At 67.0% G+C, this 19,413-nt stretch carries 18 protein-coding genes; 13 read left to right on the forward strand and 5 right to left on the reverse strand.

Annotated elements, in window-relative coordinates; all coding sequences use genetic code 11:
• The first annotated feature begins 5 nt into the window (after positions 1 to 5).
• The 5 genes from ABZ004_RS37990 to ABZ004_RS38010 all read left to right on the forward strand — a co-directional run bounded on the left by ABZ004_RS37990 (position 6) and on the right by ABZ004_RS38010 (position 3,781).
• Positions 6 to 647, forward strand: coding sequence for a class I SAM-dependent methyltransferase (locus tag ABZ004_RS37990; protein ID WP_355686767.1), 642 nt, complete (start codon positions 6 to 8; stop codon positions 645 to 647).
• Positions 644 to 1,285 carry a heme ABC exporter ATP-binding protein CcmA gene (ccmA, locus tag ABZ004_RS37995; protein ID WP_355686769.1) on the forward strand — a complete coding sequence of 214 codons (642 nt, stop codon included), beginning with the start codon at positions 644 to 646 and terminating at the stop codon, positions 1,283 to 1,285. The genes ABZ004_RS37990 and ccmA overlap by 4 nt, the downstream gene beginning before the upstream one ends.
• Positions 1,282 to 2,814: a DUF6297 family protein gene (locus ABZ004_RS38000; protein WP_355686771.1), complete on the forward strand. Its 1,533-nt coding sequence runs from the start codon at positions 1,282 to 1,284 to the stop codon at positions 2,812 to 2,814. Before ccmA ends, ABZ004_RS38000 begins: the two co-directional genes overlap by 4 nt.
• 74 nt (positions 2,815 to 2,888) lie before the next feature.
• The gene (locus ABZ004_RS38005; protein ID WP_355686773.1) at positions 2,889 to 3,230 is read left to right on the forward strand and encodes a PadR family transcriptional regulator; all 342 of its coding nucleotides are present in this window, start codon (positions 2,889 to 2,891) and stop codon (positions 3,228 to 3,230) included.
• Positions 3,227 to 3,781 carry a hypothetical protein gene (locus tag ABZ004_RS38010; RefSeq protein WP_355686775.1) on the forward strand — a complete coding sequence of 185 codons (555 nt, stop codon included), beginning with the start codon at positions 3,227 to 3,229 and terminating at the stop codon, positions 3,779 to 3,781. The genes ABZ004_RS38005 and ABZ004_RS38010 overlap by 4 nt, the downstream gene beginning before the upstream one ends.
• Here ABZ004_RS38010 and ABZ004_RS38015 read toward each other — a convergent pair.
• The 3 genes from ABZ004_RS38015 to ABZ004_RS38025 form a co-directional block, all read right to left on the reverse strand.
• Positions 3,778 to 4,086, reverse strand: a complete 309-nt coding sequence (locus tag ABZ004_RS38015; protein WP_355686776.1) for a pyrophosphatase — start codon at positions 4,084 to 4,086, stop codon at positions 3,778 to 3,780. The two genes, ABZ004_RS38010 and ABZ004_RS38015, sit on opposite strands and share 4 nt — an antisense overlap.
• Positions 4,087 to 4,312: 226 nt before the next feature.
• Positions 4,313 to 6,550 carry an RICIN domain-containing protein gene (locus tag ABZ004_RS38020; RefSeq protein ID WP_355686777.1) on the reverse strand — a complete coding sequence of 746 codons (2,238 nt, stop codon included), beginning with the start codon at positions 6,548 to 6,550 and terminating at the stop codon, positions 4,313 to 4,315.
• Between the two features lie 171 nt (positions 6,551 to 6,721).
• Positions 6,722 to 7,741, reverse strand: coding sequence for a LacI family DNA-binding transcriptional regulator (locus ABZ004_RS38025; RefSeq protein WP_355686779.1), 1,020 nt, complete (start codon positions 7,739 to 7,741; stop codon positions 6,722 to 6,724).
• A 187-nt stretch (positions 7,742 to 7,928) separates the two neighbouring features.
• Between ABZ004_RS38025 and ABZ004_RS38030 the strand changes: the two genes are divergently transcribed.
• The 8 genes from ABZ004_RS38030 (at position 7,929) to ABZ004_RS38065 (ending at position 18,091) form a co-directional block, all read left to right on the forward strand.
• Complete coding sequence (locus tag ABZ004_RS38030; protein ID WP_355686781.1) at positions 7,929 to 9,821, forward strand: beta-L-arabinofuranosidase domain-containing protein; 1,893 nt, start codon at positions 7,929 to 7,931, stop codon at positions 9,819 to 9,821.
• A 42-nt stretch (positions 9,822 to 9,863) separates the two neighbouring features.
• Complete coding sequence (locus ABZ004_RS38035; RefSeq protein ID WP_355686783.1) at positions 9,864 to 11,138, forward strand: sugar ABC transporter substrate-binding protein; 1,275 nt, start codon at positions 9,864 to 9,866, stop codon at positions 11,136 to 11,138.
• Between the two features lie 2 nt (positions 11,139 to 11,140).
• Positions 11,141 to 12,094: a sugar ABC transporter permease gene (locus ABZ004_RS38040; RefSeq protein WP_355686784.1), complete on the forward strand. Its 954-nt coding sequence runs from the start codon at positions 11,141 to 11,143 to the stop codon at positions 12,092 to 12,094.
• Entirely contained in the window at positions 12,091 to 12,948 is an 858-nt protein-coding gene (locus ABZ004_RS38045; protein WP_355686786.1) for a carbohydrate ABC transporter permease, read from the forward strand. The genes ABZ004_RS38040 and ABZ004_RS38045 overlap by 4 nt, the downstream gene beginning before the upstream one ends.
• Before the next feature lie 122 nt (positions 12,949 to 13,070).
• A complete protein-coding gene (locus tag ABZ004_RS38050) occupies positions 13,071 to 13,430 on the forward strand; it encodes a YciI family protein (RefSeq protein WP_355686788.1) in 360 nt (119 codons plus the stop codon).
• 62 nt (positions 13,431 to 13,492) lie between these two features.
• Positions 13,493 to 14,554: an LLM class flavin-dependent oxidoreductase gene (locus tag ABZ004_RS38055; RefSeq protein ID WP_355686789.1), complete on the forward strand. Its 1,062-nt coding sequence runs from the start codon at positions 13,493 to 13,495 to the stop codon at positions 14,552 to 14,554.
• Positions 14,555 to 14,690: 136 nt separating this feature from the next.
• Positions 14,691 to 17,018: a discoidin domain-containing protein gene (locus tag ABZ004_RS38060; RefSeq protein WP_355686791.1), complete on the forward strand. Its 2,328-nt coding sequence runs from the start codon at positions 14,691 to 14,693 to the stop codon at positions 17,016 to 17,018.
• Positions 17,019 to 17,164: 146 nt separating this feature from the next.
• Complete coding sequence (locus ABZ004_RS38065; protein ID WP_355686793.1) at positions 17,165 to 18,091, forward strand: N-acetylmuramoyl-L-alanine amidase; 927 nt, start codon at positions 17,165 to 17,167, stop codon at positions 18,089 to 18,091.
• Here ABZ004_RS38065 and ABZ004_RS38070 read toward each other — a convergent pair.
• Together ABZ004_RS38070 and ABZ004_RS38075 are read right to left on the reverse strand one after the other, a co-directional pair.
• Positions 18,080 to 18,820 (reverse strand): sulfite exporter TauE/SafE family protein, encoded by a 741-nt coding sequence (locus ABZ004_RS38070; protein ID WP_355686795.1) that lies wholly within the window; start codon positions 18,818 to 18,820, stop codon positions 18,080 to 18,082. The genes ABZ004_RS38065 and ABZ004_RS38070 overlap by 12 nt on opposite strands.
• A 64-nt stretch (positions 18,821 to 18,884) precedes the next feature.
• Positions 18,885 to 19,352, reverse strand: a complete 468-nt coding sequence (locus ABZ004_RS38075; protein ID WP_355686797.1) for a lamin tail domain-containing protein — start codon at positions 19,350 to 19,352, stop codon at positions 18,885 to 18,887.
• Between the last annotated feature and the right edge of the window lie 61 nt (positions 19,353 to 19,413).

Consider the following 19,413-nt stretch of genomic DNA (forward strand, 5'->3'; position numbering starts at 1 on the left):
ATTCGATGGGCAGTCAGGTACAGGTGACCGATGAACTGCATGACTACATGGTCGCGCACGGGATGCCGCTGGACGAGATCGCGACCGAACTGGTGACCGAGACGCAGGCTCTGGGTGGGGTCTCGGAGATGCTGACGACGGCCGACCAGGCCGCCCTGCTGACCACCCTGACCCGGCTGATCTCGGCCCGGCGTGCGGTGGAGATCGGCACCTTCACCGGCTTCTCGGCGCTCGCGATCGCCCGCGGTCTGCCGGCCGACGGCGAGCTGATCTGCCTGGACGTGAGCGACGAGTGGACCTCGATCGGCCGGCGTTACTGGGAGCGGGCCGGCGTGGCGGACAAGATCGAGCTGCGGATCGGCGACGCGCACAAGTCGGCCGGTGAGCTCGACGGCGAGTTCGACCTGGCCTTCGTGGATGCCGACAAGCCCGGGTACATCGAGTACTTCGAGCACCTGGTGCCGCGGATCCGGCCGAACGGGCTGCTGCTGTTCGACAACACGCTGGCCGGCGGCCGCGTCGTCGGGCAGCACGCCGACGACCCGGTCGACCGCAAGGAGTTCAACGCGCACATCGCCAACGACGACCGCGTCGACGTGGTCATGCTCGGCATCGGCGACGGACTGACCCTGGTCCGCAAGCGATGAGCAAAGCCGCGCCCCGGCTCGCCGTCCAGGGCCTCCAGCACCTGTACGGCGAACGCCAGGTGATCGAGGACCTCACGTTCACCCTCGCGGCCGGCCGGGCGATCGCTCTGGTCGGCCCGAACGGGGCGGGCAAGACCACGGTGCTCAAGTGCATCGTCGGTTCGGCCGAGCCGAAGGCCGGCAAGATCCTGCTGGACGGGCGGCCGATCGACGAACGGGCCGAGGTGGTCCGCCGCGACGTCGCGTCGCTGCTCGACGACCTCGACTTCTTCCCGGACCTGAGCGCCGCCGAGCACCTGGACCTGCTGGCCCGGGCGCACGGCAACCCCGAGCCGGAGGATCTCGTCGACACGTTGCTCGACGACGTCGGCCTGCTCGCGGCGGCCGACCAGCTGCCGGGCTCGCTGTCGTCGGGTCAGCGCCGGCGCCTCGCCTTGGCGACGGCGCTCGTCCGGCCGCGCAAGCTGCTGGTGCTGGACGAACCGGAGCAACGGCTGGACACCGCCGGGGTCGCGTGGCTGGCGGAGCGGTTGAAGGAAGAGAAGAAGGCCGGTACGTCGATCCTCTTCGCGAGCCACGACACGACGCTGGTGGACGCCGTCGCCGACGAGACCGTCGCGCTCACCCCGCTGCCATGAGCGCTGCGGTTCCGGACGGGCCGGTCGTCTTCGACCCGGCGGACTTCGGTCCGATCCCGCGCTCCAAGGAGCTCCGGAAGTGGATGCGCAAGGTCCGCCGGGGCAAGGCGGATCGCACGATCTGGCAGCAGCTCGAGGACATCTACGTCGTCGCCTTCGCGCTCGCCATGCTCGGCGCCACCGGCGGCAACGTCCTGTTGAAGCTCAACGACCGTTCAGCAGCCTGTACTACGGGCTCATGCTCGTGGTTGCTCGACACAGTGCCGTGGATCCTGGTGCCGTTGCTCGTGTCGACCCTGTTGCGCGTTCTGCTCAGCGTGGGTCCGGTATCCGCTTCGCGTGCGACCGGCTTCTGGTTGCTGGCAACACCTGTCGACCGGGCTTCGCTACTGCGCCCGTCGTACCGGCTGGTGATGCTGGTGTCCGCAGTAGCGGGTGCGGTGGCGGCACTGGTCGGCTTCGCGCTGTTCGGTGCCGGCTGGTCCGCAGTAGGCGAGGCCGCCGTGCTGACGACACTGCTACTGGTCTGCACAGCTTGCGTGACGGTGTGGGCGCAGCAAACAGCTGGACGCTCCCGCTGGACGCTACGAGTAGCCGACGGCTTCCTGGTACTCGCAGCAATCCCCGCCGTCATCCTGGCGCTCAGGCCGCAACAAGAGTGGGTGGCCTACGGCCAGATCGGGAATCAGTCATCCTTTACAGGCAATCAAGCCAGGCTGCTGGCACTCGGCGCAGTTGCCTTGGTTGTTGCGGTGGCGCTGGTCGTAGTCACTGCTCGCTCCCTCAACCGGCTGAGTCGGACGAGTGTCATTGCTGGTGGTGAGTTGCTGGCTGGGATGGCTGGTGCCGCTATCACCATGGACGTCAGTCTGCTGGCGGATGTTGTTGCCGGGCGGCACTGGCGGCTTGTCGGGCGGGTGCACTCACGGCGCGGGCGAGGCTCGCACGTGCAGGCGATCGTCCATCGCGAGTTCCTCCGCATTCTCCGGTGGCCGCGGCGCCTGATCGTCGGATTCGGGCTCCTGGTGGTTCCGTACGCCGTTGCCGGGACCGGGTACGACGTACTGGTGCCCATCGCGGCTGGACTGGCCGGCTTCGGAGCTGTCCGGCCGCTGATGGACGGACTGCGGTCGGTCTGCCGATCCATCGGGTTGGTGCGTGCCCTCGGCATGGATCTCCGCGAACTGCGAGTCGCGATGTCCGTAGTACCAGGTGGTTTCGTGCTGGTCTGGGTCTTGCTGGCTTACCCGGCGATCGGCAATGCGAGTGCTGCCTTCGCAGTCGGGGTGGGGATCCTGACCGGCGTCGTACGCCAGGCGTCCGCGCGACCCCCGTCGTACAGCGGACCGCTCGTCGCCTCGCCGATGGGCGCGATCCCGCCCGGGCTCTTCTCCCAGCCGATCCGCGGCTTCGACCTGCTACTGATCTGCCTGGCCCCGGTCCTGCTCGGCCTCAGCCCGAAGTGGGCGCTGATCATCCCGTCCTTCATCATCGCCGTCATGTTCGCGGTCCGGCCCAAGCAGGCCTGACACAGATCCCTCGCTCATCCGGGCGCGGGATCGGTGTTTGGTGGTTGTGGGTTCGGACAGGTACCTTGTATCGCATGGTAGCGGAGAAGGTCTTCACCCAGTTGCGGCGGGGGACGCTGGAGTTCTGCGTGCTCGCGTTGTTACAGGGGGAGGAGCGCTACGGTTTCGAGTTGGTCAAGGCGCTCGGCGAGGTGGACGGACTGGTCACCACCGAGGGGACGATCTACCCGTTGCTGGCACGGCTGCGGCGGGAGGGGCTGGTCGAGACCACCTGGCGTGAGTCCGGGTCCGGGCCGCCTCGGCGCTACTACCGGAGCACTGCCGAGGGACGAAAGGCGCTGGCCGCGTTCACCGCGGACTGGGAGAGGTTCCGCAACTCGGTCGACACCGTACTGGGGCGAGGGAGACAGGGATGACGAACGTGCAGAACGACGCGGACCGGCTGGTCGACGCCTACCTGGAGTATCTCCGGAAGGCTGCCGAGCCGCTGCCGGCGAACCGGCGTACGGAACTCGTCGAGGAAGTCACCGCGCACATCAGCGAGGAACGGGCGGCCGGTGTCTCCACCGAGGCGGAGGTGCGCGCGATGCTGGCGCGGCTCGGAGATCCCGACGAGATCGTCGCCGCGGCGACCGACGGACTGGTGCTGGTCGATCGCTACCGGCCGCGGATCCGCACGCGCGAAGTCATCACGCTGCTGCTGTTGATGTTCGGCGGCCTGTTCATCTTCGGCTGGTTCATCGGGGTCTTCCTGCTCTGGACCTCGGACCGCTGGAATCTCCGGGAGAAGCTGATCGGCATCCTGGTCTGGCCGTTCGGCTTCATCGGCGCGATCAGCCTGCTCCGGATCCCGGTGTCCCTTCCGGTCGCGCCGGAGATCATCGTCGGCTCCCTGGTCTTCCTGGCGCCGGTCGTGGTCCTCGCCTTCCTCCTCAAGCAGGCCCAACCAGGCCGCGCTACCGCCTAGGTCGTCTCGTGGGAGAGCCACTTGCGTTCGATCTCGCGCGGTACGTCGACGTCGAAGTGCCGCGCTAGCAGCAGGAGCTGGCAGAAGACGTCGGCGAACTCGAGCTGGAACGCATCACGGATCTCCTCGGCCGACTGGCCTTTCATGCGGGCGCGACCGGTCACCTGCAGATAAGCCTGGGTGAGTTCGCCGACCTCCTCCTGGAGTTTCAGCAGGAACCAGTCGCCGTCCCGTTCGAATCCCAGATACTCGCCGTACCTGGCCGACAACTTCTCCAGCCGCTCGGACAACTCCTCGATCTCCACCGGCCCAACCCAACCACGTCGTACCGACAGTCACGGCAGCGGCGGCTGGGGAGCAAGAGCCTGGCAGGGGGTAGGTGTCTTCACGGGTGCTCGCAGAGCGCGCAGTTCCCGTAGTCGAGTCGTTGCCATTTAGGTCACCCGCAACGCCCTGCGGACCCTGACAGCCGCAGGACGTTGGGGAGAAGGGCTCGGTCGGGGGGCAGATCCCGACCGAACCCTTGACCGGTTACGGGAAGCTCGTCACCTGAGCGACGTTCGTGCCCGAGTTGGACGGCCCGCCCGTGTTGTTGATGACGTGCGCGATGGTGCCCTTTCCACCGAGCGACACGGTCACCATGCTGTGGAACTTCACGTCCGCCTTGTTCGGCACTTCGAACGCGCGATCCGCCACGATGCTCGGATCGTCGTTGAAGACGCAGTAGCTGCCCAGCCCCCACGCCTCGTGCGTGGTGACCGAATCAGCCACCTTGTACGCCGCGTAGCCGCGGGTGGATCCGTTCATCCAGGCGCTCTGGTTCGGCGGGTCGTACGGCATCTCGTTCTGGTAGAAGTACGTCCGCCCCCCGTTGCCGTTCCAGATCGTCTGGTACTTCTGGTAGTGCTCCACGAACAGCCCGTACGCCGTAACGTCGTTGCCGTTGACAACAAGTCCGGTCGCCGCCGTGTTCGAGTTCCAGCCGACCCCGAAGCTGTGGTCGCCGCGCCACAACCAGGTGTGGTCGATGATCACGTTGTTGCTGTTGATCCGCAGCGTCTCGGTCGCCTTGCCGACGGCCGCACCGCCGATCCGGAAGTACACGTCGCTCAGCGAGGTCGGGTTCGCCGAATGGTTCGCCGAGGAACCGGACGGCCCGATCTCCATCAGCAGCGGCGAATTGGTCGGTGCCGCGTCGATCAGCAGGCCGGCGATCTTCACTCCGTCGACGTCCGCGACGGTGATCGACTGGGTCCCGCTGGTCGGCATCAACGTGGCCAGCCCGAGGCCCAGTACGACGGTGTCCGGGCGGTTGATCCGCAGGGTGTCGCTGAGCCGGTAGACGCCTGGTGTGAACAGCAGGTTCTTGCCGGCAGCAAGCTGTTCGTTGATCGTCGCCGCACTCGCTCCCGGCTTGGCGATGTAGAACTGGCTGATCGGCAGCGACTGTCCGGCCGGGTTACCGCCGACCCAGCCAGGACCGGCCGAGTTCGTCTTCAGGGCCGGGACGAACACCTGGTAGTTGCCCGCGGCATCGACGTACAGGTACGGCTTCTCGCGGACCACCGGGGTCTGCGCGACCTTCGTGTACGGCGGGTTCGGGAAGGTACCGGCCGGTGCGTTCTGGGCGCCGACGAAGACCATGTTCCAGTTCTGCCCGGTCCAGCTGCCCCAGTTGGTGTTCCGGGAGAGCCACTGCTGCTGGCTGCCGGACCGCACCTGGCCGTCGACCACGGTATCGGCCATGAAACCGCCGCTCGACCAGCCGCCGTCGTCCAGCGCGAGGTTGCCCTTGAGGTGGTTCCGCCGGTACGACGAAGCCTGCGAGACCGCCCATCGGTCCAGCCCACCGGGCGGGTTGATGGTCAGCCCCTCGGCACCTCGCCAGAAGTTCTGGGTCGCGTTCTGGGGTGGGAACCAGTCGGCCTCGACGTGCACCGCGCCGTTGATGTTCACGCTGTCCGGCGTGAGTCCGAGACCGGCGACCTGGGTGTAGAAGCCGACATTCGCGCTGACGTTGTAGGTGCCGGGCTTGAACAGCAGCGCGAACCGCTGCTCGCCGAACTGGTTGCGTTCCTGCTGGCTGAAGACCGAGTTCAGCTTGTTCTGGATCGTGCTCGCCGGCATCGACGGGTCGAAGATCGAGACGTTCGGGCCGAGGTCGGGCTGGCCGGTCGGCGGGTCGGTCGGGGGAGTGCCGTCCACTGGGTTGACCCTGAAGGATTGGGCAGCAGTTCCGTTGCAGGTGTACTGCTGCAGCTGGAGTCCGTCGGCGGTCGAGGCGCCGGGAACGTCGAGACACTTGCCGCTGTTGCGGTTGACCAGGTGGTAGGCGCCGTCGGCTTCCTCGACCGGCAGCCACTGCTGGTTCAGCCCGTTGCTGTACGACCAGAGCTGGATCGGCGCGCTGTCCGCAGTGGAGACGTTGGTGACGTCGAGCGACTCGGCCGCGTTGTTGAACGCGTTGACGCGGACATAGCCGTCAGTGGTCGGCTGGAACTGCCACTGCTGCGCAGTAGTGCTGTTGCAGGCCTGCTGCTGTACTGCGGTTCCGTTGGTGCTCGCGCCGGCTCGGGCGTCGACGCACTTGCTGCTGTTCTTGCTCACCACGGTGTTCCAGCCGGTCGGCGAGATCGCGGCGCTCGCATCCGGCGATGATGCGACGGTGAGCGCGGTGGCGGTCACCGCGGCCACCAGAGCCGCGGCGGTCACTGCGAACACGCGGCCGCGACCGGGTGGTGGTCGGAGTGGGGCGACTCCTCGAGTCATCTGACTCTCCTCTGAAGTTGTCTGTGGGGCGGGTGCCGCCGAAGTGCATCTCGGAATGCGCATTCGGGCGACCAGGTAAGGAAAGCTAACTTCCTTACTTAATTCAAGAGGCAGCCGAAGTTTCGGAACCGCTTCCGGTGCGCCGGGCCGCTCCTGCGGGTTCCCTGCGGCTCAGGACTCGCGGACGACCAGATGGCCGGGGACGACGTGGATGCCCGGCTGGGCGTGCCCGTTGATGGCCTCGAGGAGCAGCTCGGCCGAGCGCCGGCCGATCTCCTCCAGGCCGAGATCGACCGTCGTCAACGGCGGTCGGGCCGCCTCCGCCACCAGCCCCCAGTTGTCGACCCCGACGACGCCGACCTGGGTAGGCAGCGAGATCCCGGCCTCGCGCAGTCCGTCGGTGACACCGCGCGCGATCACGTCGTTGCCGCAGAACACGCCGTCGACATCCTCGTGGGTCCGCAACAACTGCGCCGCTGCGAACCGTCCCCACGCCTCGGTCCAGCCCCCGAAGTACGGCTCGCCGACCGGCTCCAGGTCGTGTGCGGCAAGCGCCTCGGCCAAGCCGGCTGCTCGCTCGTTGGCCGAGGCGTGCGACTGGGGCCCGGTGATGTGGGCGATGCGCCGCCGGCCGGTCTTGACGAGGTGCTCCACCGCGAGCCGCGCGGCGCCCCGTTCGTCGCTGACGACGCTGCAGTCGGCGGGGTCGCTGCTCGGCGCGAACGCGTAGACGACGGGAACGGGCAGGTCCGCACCGATCGGCCGGCGCGGATCGGTCCGGCGGCCCGCGACGATGATGCCGTCGACCCGGCGTTCGAGCAGCTTGCCCAGGTGGTGCTGCTCGCGCAGCGGATCGTCCCGGCCGTCGCACAGGAAGGCGATCATCTCGCCGGCCGCGAGGGAGTCCTCGGCGCCGCGCATGACCGGGATGCCGAAGCGGCCGTAACTGTCGGTCGTGATGACCCCGACCGTGAACGTGCGCCCGGCGAGCAGATTGCGCGCGGCGCTCAGCGGGGTGAAGCCGAGCTCGTCGGCGGCCGCCCGGACCCGGGCGCGGGTCTCGTCCCGGAGCCGCCCGCTGCCGTTCAGCGCCTTCGACACGGTCCCCACCGAGACGCCCGCCCGGGCTGCGACGTCGACGATGCCGACCCGGCGAGCGGTGCCGGCCGGGGACCCGGGTTCATCCGTCATGGGTGCCGTTCCTGCTCTCTGTGGACCGCAGCGGTCAATGGGAAAAGATTTTCCTTACCGTACACCGACGAGATGAGCTCTTGACGAGAGCAGGCGCAAGTTCTAGGTTGACCGGCGGGAAACAATTTTCTCAAATTTTCCAAACCATTCTCTTCCTGCTTGGGCACTCTGCTTCGAGAGGCAAAATGTGAACGCTAACATTCGCTCGGCCCCGACCCGTCCGCAGACGCTCGGCCCGGCCGCGCCGCGAAAGCGGGCGCCGCTCGATCCGCTGGCACTGAGCGCTGTCCGGCTGGATCCCGCATCGCTGCTCGGCGGCTGGCAAGAGGTCAACGCAGCGGCCACCATTCCGCACTGCCTGGACAACATCGACCGGACCGGCGTCATCGCGAACTTCCGCCGACTGACCGAGGAAGCTCCGCAGCAGGCGTTCCGCGGGCCATGGTTCGCCGACTCCGATCTCTACAAGACGCTGGAAGCGATCGGCTGGGAGATGGGCCGCTCGGGCACCGACCGGTGGGTGCCGATGCTGTCCGAGCTGGCGGACCTGCTGGAGCAGGTGCAGCAGGCAGACGGTTACCTCAACACCTACGTGCAAGGAAAGCCGGACGAGGAGCCGTTCAGCCACCCCGACTTCACCCACGAGTTCTACTGCGCCGGGCATCTCATGCAGGCCGCGGTCGCGCTGCACCGTGGTGGTGGCGACGAGCGCTTCCTGGCGATCGCACGGCGGGTCGCCGACCTGATCGTGGGTGAGTTCGGCGATGACGGCCGGCCGATCATCGACGGACATCCCGAGGTCGAGACCGCACTGATCGAGCTCTACCGCGAAACGGGGGAAGAGTCCTACCTGCGCGCCGCCGAGCTCCAGGTCGAACGGCGCGGCCACGGCAGCCTGCCTGCCGGCCGATTCGGAGCGCAGTACTACCAGGACCACCTTCCGGTACGGGAGGCGACCGAGGCGATCGGCCACTCGGTGCGCCAGCTGTATCTGGCCGCGGGAGTCACCGACCTGTACCTCGAGAACGGCGACGCCACGCTCCTGCAGGCGATGGAGCAGCTGTGGGACAGCGCGTTCGGCACCAAGATGTACCTCACCGGAGGCCACGGTTCCCGCCATCGTGACGAGGCGTACGGCGATCCGTACGAGCTTCCGCCGGACCGCGCGTACGCCGAGACCTGCGCCTCGATCGCCGCCCTGCAGTGGTGCTGGCGGATGCTCCTGGCCACCGGCAACGCCCGGTACGCCGAGGAGATGGAGCGCGCGCTGCTCAATGCCATCGCGGCCTCGACATCGCACACCGGCACCGCGTTCTTCTACTCCAACCCGCTGCAGCTGCGGACCGGCCACGACGGCTCCAGCGAGGACGCTCCCAGCGAGCGACTCCCGTGGTACGACTGCGCCTGCTGCCCACCGAACCTCGCCCGGTTGTACGCCTCCCTGCACGGCTATGCCGCCACGTCGGACGCAACCGGTCTGCAGCTGCATCTCGTTGCCGCAGGCACCTTTACTGCGGACAACCTGACCGCCGTGGTGGAGACCGGCTACCCGTGGGACGGCGACGTAATGGTCACCGTCAGAGGCGGCGGCGAGCTGGCGATCCGCGTACCGGCCTGGGCCGCAGGCGCCACAGTCGACGTGACCGCAGGCAAGGTCCTCGCCGAACCGGTCCCCGGCGACTACTTGCGGATCTCGTGTGACGACGGCGCCACGGTGCGCCTCACCCTCCCGATGACCCCGCGCCTGGTCCGGGCCGACGACCGTGTCGACGCGGTGCGCGGCTGCGTGGCGATCGAACGCGGACCACTCGTGTACTGCGTGGAGCAGGCCGATCTACCCGAAGGCATCCTGGTCGAGCAGCTCCGATTGGAGCCCTCGGCAACCATCGTCGAAGAGCCCGGCCAGAACGGCGTACGGCTGCGTCTTGCTGCCTTGGTCAGCCCACTCGACGCGAACCTCTACCAGCCCTACGACCCGGCTCCGTCGACCGGCACTCCGGTCACCGTCACCGCCGTCCCGTACCAGACCTGGGCCAATCGCGGCCCCGGTGCCATGCGGGTCTGGCTCCCGCTCGCCTGAGAATCTCCGCTCGCGGTCACGCGAGCAGAAAGTGAAGTCGCCATGAGAACTACGAGATTCGCGGCAGTAGTCGCTGCCGCTCTCGCGCTCGTCCTCGCGGGGTGCGGTGGCGGAGACCAGAAGTCGTCGGCAGCCACCGACAAACCGACCGGTACGGCGACCCTGTGGGTGCGCGACAGTGCCAAGGGATTCATCAACCTGCTGGCCGAGCAGTACAACAAGACCCATGACGGCAAGGTGAAGGTCACCGTCGTACCATCCGGGAACTTCGTCCAGAAATTCGGTACGGCGGCAGCCTCGGGCTCCGGCCCCGACATCGCCTCGATCGACCTGGTCTACCTGCCGTACTTCGCGTCCAAGGGTGTCCTCGACGATCTGACGCCAGTACTGGATTCGCTGAGCTGGAAGGACGGACTCAGCCCGGCGCACAAGAAGCTGGCCGTCTTCGAGGGCAAGACCTACGCGCTGCCGTTCACCGCCGAGGCCTCCGTCACCTTCTACAACAAGGATCTCTTCAAGAAGGCTGGCCTCGACCCCGCCAAGCCGCCGAAGAACTATGCCGAGATGCTCGCCGATGCGCGGGCGATCCGGAAACTCGGCCCCGACTACTACGGCTTCACGATGGCCGGCCAGTGCGGCGGCTGCAACATCTTCGAGTTCGCCCCGCATGTCTGGGCCAGCGGCGGCAAGGTGCTGTCCGACGACGGGAAGAGCGCGTCGTTCGACAGTTCCGAGGTCACCGATGCGCTCACCTTCTATCGTCAGCTGTGGACCGAGGGCCTGATGCCGCCGTTGGCGAAGACCGACAACGGCAGCGTGCAACCGGCCTCGTTCCAGAGCGGCAAGGTCGGCATGGTCAACCTCGGTGCCTTCTTCGTCCAGACGTTGGTCGCGGACAAGAAGATCGACTTCGGCGCCACCCCGATCGTCGGCAAGGACGGCGGCTCGGCTTCGTTCGCAGGCGGTGACGAGATCGCCGTCACCAAGGGCGCCAAGAACAAGGCCGTCGCGTACGACTTCGTCAAGTGGGCCACCAGTGAAGAGGCCCAGACCATCCTGGCGAAGAACGCGATCGTCCCGGTCCGGACGGACCTGATCGACAAGATCTACGCGCCGCTCGATCCGCGGTACAAGGTCCTCGGTCAGGCGATGGCGATCGGGCAAACGCCGTACAGCGTGGTCGAGAACGCGATCATCAACGACAACAACGGCCCGTGGTCGAAGTTGATCAACCAGGCGGTGTTCGGCAACGGTGACGTCAAGGCGGCCCAGACCGCTGCCCAGGCAGCCGCTCAGCAGATCATCGACAAGGGCTGACGATGACCAAGACCATCAGCCCACCTGTGCCGCGGAGCCGGCCGGTCGCCAGGCCGGCCGAGGCCCGCCGGCCCTGGCTGTCCCCCCGGCGACGTCGTCAGCTGACGGGCGTGGCGATGGTGTCGCCGGCCCTGGTGGTCGTCACGGTGTTCTTCCTCGTACCGCTCGTGATGACGTTCTGGATGTCGCTGCACGACTGGCCGTTGCTCGGTGAGCACAGCTTCACCGGCCTGGCCAACTATCGCCGGGCTCTTCACGACACCGACTGGTTGCACGCGGTCCGCTTCACCTTGACCTACACGGCGTTGATCACGCCGATCCTGCTGTTCGCCGGACTCGCCGTCGCGTTCCTCGTTCATCGCGGCGGCCGGGCGGCCCGGGTCTTCCAGTCGATCTTCTTCCTGCCGGTCGTGATCGGGTTCGCGGCCGGCGCCTTCCTCTGGCTGTACCTCGCCCAGCCCGGCCTCGGCCCGTTGTCCGATCTGGCGGCCCGGTTCGGACTGGTCAGTCGCGACACGAACTGGTTCGCCACCGCCACCAGCGGCCTGCTGGTGGTGACGGCGATGGTCGTCTGGAAGGTCACCGGCATGCAGATGCTGCTCCTGCTGTCGGGGATGCAGGCGATCCCCGGGGAGTTGACAGAGGCGGCACGGATCGACGGCGCGAGTCGCTGGAAAGCCTTCCTGCACATCACTTTGCCGCTGCTGCGCCCCACGCTCGCCCTGGTGCTGGTGTTCTCCGTGGCCGGTTCGCTGCTGGCGTTCGACCAGTTCTACATCATGACCGCGGGCGGTCCGTCCAACGGCACGATCACGGCCGTCTACCAGATCTACCGAACCTCGTTCATCAACTTCGACCTCGGCTACGGCGCTGCACTGTCGGCCATCCTGATGGTTGCGCTGGCGGCGGTCAGTGCCGTCCAGATGCTGCTCCTGCGGAATTCGGATCACTCATGAAAACGACGCTTGCCGACGTACGCCGTACGCTGCCCCGCGCTGCCTGGTGGATCGCGTGCGGCTGCGTCTCCGTCCTCGTCCTCTATCCGCTGGCGGTGATGGTCTCGCAGTCGCTGAAGAAGCCCAGCGAGGCAACGGAGAACCCGCCGACGCTCTACCCGCACGGAGTCTCGCTGGACAACTACCGGGCGCTCGGCAACACCGGCCAGTTCGGGATCTGGCAGCACGTCAGCAACAGCCTGCTGGTGGCCGCCGGTACGACGCTGTTGACGATGCTGCTCGCGACCCTGGCCGGCTACGGCTTCGCGAAGCTGCGGTTCCGGGGGAGCGGGGTGCTGTTCTTCATCATCCTGGCGACGTTCATGATCCCGTTCCAGGCCATCATCACGCCGCTGTTCTCGATCCTGCACGACATGGGACTGAGCGACACCCTGCTGGGACTGACCCTCGTCTACACGACGTTCCAGTTGCCGTTCGGGATCTTCCTGATGCGCAACAGCTTCGCCTCGGTGCCGGCCAGCATCGAGGAAGCCGCTCTGGTCGACGGCTGCGGCCTGGTCAGCGCGATGGCCCGCGTTCTGTTGCCGGTGGCAATCCCGGGCCTGATCAGTACGGCGCTGTTCACCTTCTTCGCCTCCTGGAACGAGTTCTTCGCGGCCCTGATCCTGGTCACCGACGAGTCCAAGTTCACCTTGCCGGTCACCCTGACCGTGCTCGCCTCCAACCAACTGGGCACCCTCAACTGGGGCCTCATGCAAGCCGGCGTAGCCGTCACGGCCATCCCGTGCATCGTCCTCTATCTCCTACTCCAGCGGTACTACGTAGCGGGCCTGGTAGCCGGCGCCGTCAAGTAGCCCGCCGTCGCCGGCCTCGGACTGAGGGAAATTGCTGCGGAGAGCCCTGTCGGATTCGGGTGATGCTGTTCGTAGGGTTGGTGGAGGTGGACAGTGGGTCTGCCGGAGTTTGAGGAGTTGTCATGGCTGAGTACCTCATCTACTTCAATCAGCAGTGGGTGGGTGACCACAGTGAGGAGTGGTTCGCCGGGAGGGGGCCGCTGGCCAAGGCGGTTGTGGAAGAGATGAAGGACGCGGGGGTGTATGTGTTCGCCGGCGGGCTGGAAGAGGAGGACGGGCCGGTTTATCACGCCGACCCGACCGGCGACGACCTGGTGATCACCGACGGGCCCTACGTCGAGACCAAGGAGTTTCTCGGTGGGTTCGCGCTGGTGAGTGTGCCCGATGACGACACTGCCAAGATGTGGGCCGGCAAGGTGGCGGAGGCGTGTGGTTGGCCGCACGAGGTCCGCCGCTTCAAGCAGAACCGCAAGGCCCAGTAGCCACAGGACCGAACGATGAGACGATGAATAGGTAGTAAATCAGTTGGAATAGAATTCTTTGTATGAGTCTGGAATTCCTCTGGTACATCCCCAACCAGGTCGCGCCGGGGCATCGCGGCGACAGCGCGGTCGAGGGGCACAACAGCCTCGACCGGCTCACCGAACTGGCCCGGCTGACCGAGGACCACGGCTGGGGCGGCGCGCTGCTCGGAACCGGCTGGGGACGCCCGGACACGTTCACGGTCGGTACGGCGCTCGCCGCGCGAACCACTACCTTCCAGCCACTCGTCGCGATCCGTCCGGGCTATTGGCGGCCGGCGCATTTCGCGTCGGCCGCGAGCACCCTGGACGAACTCTCGGGTGGCCGGTTGCTGGTCAACATCGTGTCCGGCCAGGACAACCTCGCGGCGTACGGCGATGCCGAAGGCGACCAGGCGCAGCGTTATGCGCGGACCAAGGAGTTCCTCCAGCTCGTCCGCCGGCTCTGGACCGAGGAGAACGTCACCTTCACCGGTGAGTACTTCGCCGTCGAGAACTCGACCGTCGCGACCCGCCCGGTCGCCCGCGAGGGACGGCCACACCCACGCCTGTACTTCGGCGGCGCATCCCCTGCAGCCGAAAAGGTTTCCGCGACCGACGCCGACGTACAGCTCTTCTGGGGCGAACCCCTCGACGGTATCGCCGAACGCGTCGAGCGGCTCAAGAACCTGCAGGAATCCTTGGGCCGCGAGCACCAGCCGCTCGAGTTCGGGCTCCGGATCACCACGCTGATCCGCGACACCACCGAGCAGGCGTGGGCCGACGCGGAAGCGAAGGTCGAACAGATGGCCGGTGCCCAGGACACCCACGGGCACAACCCGCGACGCTTCCGGGCGGTCGGTCAGCAACGCCTGCTCGACCTGGCTGAGCGCGGCGAGGTCCTCGACGACAACCTCTACACCGCTCCCGGCAAGTACGGCGGTGGCGGCGCCGGCACCACCTGGCTGGTCGGCTCGGCCGAGGACGTCGCCAAGTCGCTGCGCAAGTACCGGGACCTCGGCCTCACCCACTTCATCCTCTCCGATACGCCGTACCGCGAAGAGATCATCCGCGTCGGCGACCAGCTCCTGCCACTTTTGTCCTGACCAAGCTGCACATAGATGATCGCAAGATCACTACATCGCTCACTTATTGACAGATCCTTTGGTAATCCGCTGCACTCTACGTCAGCGAGACCCCCGCCCCAGCGGTCTTCGTCCCGACGAGACTCCAGAGGTTCCGATGCGATCTTTGCGCTCTCTCCCGTACGCCGTGTTCGCCGCGGCAGTCCTGCTCGCCTCCACCGTCACGGTGGCCGGCGGTGCGACGGCCGCGCCGGCGGCCACCAACCCCAAGCCGCTGACCATCCCCGCCCTGCAGGAGTGGACCGGCGGTACCGGCTCCTACATCTTCGGCAGCGGCACCCGGATCGTGCGCGCCACCACGGACGCGGCGACCCTCGCCACCACCAGCCAGGTCTTCGCCGACGACGTCAAGGCGCTCACCGGCCGGACCCTGACGCAGGTGAGCGGCACGAGCACCGACGTACGGGCGGGCGACATCTACCTGGCGCTCGGCTCGACCGACTCCGGCCTCGGTGCGGAGGGCTACGCCTTGTCGGTGACCGACAAGATCAGCATCACCGCACGGGACGACAAGGGCGCGTTCTACGGCACCCGCACTGTCCTGCAACTGCTCAAGCAGAGCAACTCGATCCCGCAGGGAACAGCGCGGGACTGGGCGCTCAAGCCCGAGCGCGGCCTGATGGTCGACAACGGCCGCAAGTACTTCACACCGCAATGGCTGCGGGACCACGTGAAGGAACTCGCGTATCTCAAGCTGAACTACTTCCACCTGCACCTGTCGGACAACAAGGGCTTCCGGATCGAGTCCACCAAGCACCCGGAGTACGTGTCGGCCGATCATCTGAGCAAGCAGGAGGTCACCGACCTGATCGCTCTCGCCGCGAAGTACAAGGTCACGATCGTGCCTGAGTTCGACGCACCCGGTCACATGGACACCATCCTGGCCAAGCACGCGGACTTGAAGCTGGTCAGCAACACCGGTGTCGTCAGCAACGGCTACATCGACCTGTCGAAGGACGCGGCGTACACGCTGATCAAGGACATCTACGACGAGTACCTGCCGCTGTTCCCCGGCCCGTACTTCCACATCGGCGCCGACGAGTATCAAGTGGACTACAACACTCATCCGCAACTGCTGGCCGCGGCGCGCGCGAAGTACGGTCCGACCGCGAACGCCAAGGACATCTACCTCGGTTTCATCAACTGGGCCAACGGGATCGTGCGCGCGGCCGGCAAGACCACGCGCGCCTGGAACGACGGCATCGGCGGCGGTGCCGCGGTCACCGTGAACGCCAACGTCATCCTGGAGTTCTGGTACAACTACGGCCTCTCGCCGCAGCAGCACATCGACAACGGCCACCTGATCTCCAACGAGTCCTGGGATCCGACGTACTACGTGCTCGGCAGCGGCGGTCCCGGTGGGCCGGGGTCGCAATGGGGCTACGACACCTGGAACCCCGATCTGTTCCAGGGCAGCCAGAACATCACCGCGGCGTCGAAGTCGAAGAACCTGGGATCGAAGCTGCACATCTGGTGCGACAACCCGGACGTGGCGACCGAGACCCGGATCGCCGCCGACATCAAGAACGGGCTGCGGATGCTGGCCCAGCAGACCTGGGGTTCCCCCAAGCTGGTGGCGACCTGGGCGAGCTTCACCCCGATCATCACCACGATCGGCCGCAACCCCGCCTGGCCGTCCGCGGTCGTCCCGGGCAACCTCGCGGCCGGTAAGCCCACGACGGCATCGAGCACCGAGACCGCGGACTTCCCCGCCGTCAACGCGACGGACAGCGATCCGTCCACCCGCTGGTCCAGCGGCTACACCAACACCGAGTGGCTCCAGGTCGACCTCGGCACCACCCAGCCGATCGGCCGGGTCAAGCTGAACTGGGAGACCGCGTACGGCAAGGGGTACCAGATTCAGGTCTCGAACGACGCCACCAACTGGACGACGATCTACACCACGACCACCGGCGACGGTGGGACCGACGACCTCCCCGGGCTCTCCGGCTCCGGGCGCTACGTCCGGATGCAGGGCACGGCTCGCTCGAGTCAATGGGGCTTCTCGCTGTACGAGTTCGAGGTCTACGCGCCGTCAGGCAACCTCGCGGCCGGCAAACCCGCGACGGCGTCGAGCACCGAGACGGCGAACTTCCCGGCGGCGTACGCCGTCGACAGCAACCTCGCGACCCGGTGGTCGAGTCTCTACACCGACAGCCAGTGGCTTCGGGTCGACCTCGGCAGCACCCAGCCGATCAAACGGGCCAAGCTGGTGTGGGAGACCGCCTACGGCAAGGGGTACCAGATCCAGGTCTCCAACGACGCCGCCAACTGGGCCACGATCTACACCACCACAACCGGCGACGGCGGCACCGACGACCTGACCGGACTCTCCGGCTCGGGGCGCTACGTCCGAGTGCTCGGCACGGCCCGTGGCACCGGCTACGGCTATTCGCTTTTCGAATTCGAGCTGTACAGCTCCTGACGAATCACTCGACTTGGCCGACGTGGGTGGGTAGGTTCTCGCGGGCGAGAGGTTTAGCCCCGGCCCGATCTGGTATATCACCCAGAGTAGGGAGCCGCCCACTCCATGTTGCTGGATGGCCGGGACCGCCGATGTGAGGAGTTGTTTTGGCCAGGCCGATGACGGCTGATCAGACCCTTGCCGCGTTGCGCAAATGGGATGTGAAGGTCCGGGAGTACCCCGGCTGGCGGACCCGCGGGCGGCCCGGCGGGATCAAGGACGCGCGCGGGATCGTCATCCACCACACCGGCAGCAGTTCGCAGACCGACGACTACCTGAACTTTCTCTTCGTCCGCGGCCGGCCGGAGGAAGGCATCCCCGGACCGCTCTGCAACGTGTCGACCGACATGGACGGCGACCTGCACCTGGGCGCCGTCGGCCGCGCCAATCACGCGGGGGCAGGGTCGCTGACGACGCTGAACCACGTTTCCGCCGAGGACTACAACGGGTACGGCGGCGAGCTGCGGCCCGGCCCGGACAACATCGACGGCAACGACTACTACTACGGCAATGAGATCCGGTACACCGGCGCCAACCCGATGAGCGCGGCCGCCTACCGTACGGCGCTGTTGCACGCAGCCGCGATCTGCGACTTCTACGGGTGGTCCGCGCTGTCGGTGATCGGGCACAAGGAACACACCCGCCGCAAGGACGACCCGGGCCGTTGCCCGATGAACAAGTTCCGTACCGACCTGGCCGCAGTACTGAAGGCCGGACCTGGAGATGACATGGCGAACGCAGACGAAGTACTGGCCGAGCTCAGGAGGTTCGAGGCTGCCGAGACGGCCCGGTACTCCGACCTGGCGAACAAGATGCAGGACCTGATCGTCGCCGAGCGCGGCCGCTACCAGGACTACGTCCGCCGCTTCGAAGCCATCATGAAGGCCCTCCCCGGCGCCACCCTCGACCCCGACCCCACCGACCCAGCCGACCCCGACACCCCGACCGACCCCGACATCCCGACCGACCCGAGCACTCCGGCCGACCCCAGCACCCCGGCCGACCCGGACAGTCCGCCTCAGTCACAGGCCTAGCAGGCCTTTGGTCAGGGCGGAGAGGCCGCCGGCTAGGGCGAGCAGGAGGACGAGGAGGCGGGCGAACCGGTCCGGGAGGCGGCCGGCGAGGGCTCGGCCGATGAGGGCTCCGGCGGACAGGCCGGTGGTCGCGGCGATCCAGCTGCCGGAGCCGAGGTGGGGAAGCCCGTTCGAGAGCACCGAGAAGATGTTCACCACGACGCCGTAGAACAACGCGTTCGGGACGAACTCCCGAATCGTCCAGCCCGCGTTCACGGCGTACAGGGAGATCGGCGGCCCACCCAGGCCGGCCGCGGCGTTCATGAAGCCACCGGCCGCCCCGGCGGTCAGCGCGCCGCCGAGGCCGTCAAGAGCTTGCACCCGCAAACCACTCAGCACGAGTACGGCGGCAGCGGTCACCAGTGCGCCCGAGCCGACGAGCAGCACCGGCTCGGGCAGCCGGTTCGTGACCCAGCTTCCGAGCGGAACCGTGCAAGCGGCAGCGCAGACCAGCGGGATCATCGCCCGTAGCCGCACGTTCGCCCAGCCACCCATCAGTCCGATCAGGCAGATGGCACCCGACGCACAGTTGGCCAGGGCAACGCCGTCACCGGGACCGAGCAACAGGATCAAAGCCGGTACGGCGACCAGCGCGAACCCCATCCCGGTCAGCCATTGCACCGATGCGCCCAGCATCACCACACCACCGAGCAACACCTCCGCAGACCAGGCAACCCGATCTGCGGACATCCCCGCAGCTTAGCCCGAGCCGCGGGACATGCTCCATAAAATTGCTGAGGGCAAGGATGGTTGGTCAGCAGGCGACGCGGGCTCGGCCGGGGGAGTTGCTGTAGGTGCAGCGGTCCATCACGGCGTTCGACGGGGACTGCAGGCGGACGCTGTCGCCGGTGTTGTTCCAGATGTAGTTGCTCTGGTTCCAGTACACGGTGGTGCCGCTGGCGGTGCCCCTGCCGGTGCGGAGTACGCCGGTCGCGCCGGGCTTGAGGATCCAGCTCGACGGGAACACGAAGGTGTGGTTCTGGTTGTCCCGGATCCGCCAGCCCCCGAGGCTGACCGCCTTACCGGTCATGTTCCGGAAGGTCACGTACTCCTGGTTGAGATGTGCATTCGTCCGCGTGTCGGTGCCCGGCGGGTCGTACTGAACGCTGGTCAGCAGGATCGGGCTGGCAGCTGATGCCTCCAGCGGTGCGACTACTCCGAGTGCACCTGTGACGGCCACCAGAGCAGCGCATGCGGGCAGGCTGAAGCGACGTCGAGTCATGAGTATCTCCTGTGGCAGTGGGCCGATCCCCCCGGCCCGATGATGTTGCTGACTGCCGGTT

It is taken from the genome of Kribbella sp. NPDC006257, assembly GCF_040613535.1.
Classification (GTDB): domain Bacteria; phylum Actinomycetota; class Actinomycetes; order Propionibacteriales; family Kribbellaceae; genus Kribbella.

Bases quoted from the DNA above. Each gene is read 5' to 3' on its own strand.
- ABZ004_RS37990 (WP_355686767.1), top strand. From the start codon at position 6: ATGGGCAGTCAGGTACAGGTGACCGATGAACTGCATGACTACATGGTC.
- ABZ004_RS38070 (WP_355686795.1), bottom strand. From the start codon at position 18,820: ATGTCCGCAGATCGGGTTGCCTGGTCTGCGGAGGTGTTGCTCGGTGGT.
- ABZ004_RS38060 (WP_355686791.1), top strand. From the start codon at position 14,691: ATGCGATCTTTGCGCTCTCTCCCGTACGCCGTGTTCGCCGCGGCAGTC.
- ABZ004_RS38035 (WP_355686783.1), top strand. From the start codon at position 9,864: ATGAGAACTACGAGATTCGCGGCAGTAGTCGCTGCCGCTCTCGCGCTC.
- ABZ004_RS38005 (WP_355686773.1), top strand. From the start codon at position 2,889: ATGGTAGCGGAGAAGGTCTTCACCCAGTTGCGGCGGGGGACGCTGGAG.
- ABZ004_RS38045 (WP_355686786.1), top strand. From the start codon at position 12,091: ATGAAAACGACGCTTGCCGACGTACGCCGTACGCTGCCCCGCGCTGCC.
- ABZ004_RS38010 (WP_355686775.1), top strand. From the start codon at position 3,227: ATGACGAACGTGCAGAACGACGCGGACCGGCTGGTCGACGCCTACCTG.
- ABZ004_RS38020 (WP_355686777.1), bottom strand. From the start codon at position 6,550: ATGACTCGAGGAGTCGCCCCACTCCGACCACCACCCGGTCGCGGCCGC.
- ccmA (WP_355686769.1), top strand. From the start codon at position 644: ATGAGCAAAGCCGCGCCCCGGCTCGCCGTCCAGGGCCTCCAGCACCTG.
- ABZ004_RS38025 (WP_355686779.1), bottom strand. From the start codon at position 7,741: ATGACGGATGAACCCGGGTCCCCGGCCGGCACCGCTCGCCGGGTCGGC.
- ABZ004_RS38050 (WP_355686788.1), top strand. From the start codon at position 13,071: ATGGCTGAGTACCTCATCTACTTCAATCAGCAGTGGGTGGGTGACCAC.
- ABZ004_RS38075 (WP_355686797.1), bottom strand. From the start codon at position 19,352: ATGACTCGACGTCGCTTCAGCCTGCCCGCATGCGCTGCTCTGGTGGCC.
- ABZ004_RS38000 (WP_355686771.1), top strand. From the start codon at position 1,282: ATGAGCGCTGCGGTTCCGGACGGGCCGGTCGTCTTCGACCCGGCGGAC.
- ABZ004_RS38040 (WP_355686784.1), top strand. From the start codon at position 11,141: ATGACCAAGACCATCAGCCCACCTGTGCCGCGGAGCCGGCCGGTCGCC.
- ABZ004_RS38055 (WP_355686789.1), top strand. From the start codon at position 13,493: ATGAGTCTGGAATTCCTCTGGTACATCCCCAACCAGGTCGCGCCGGGG.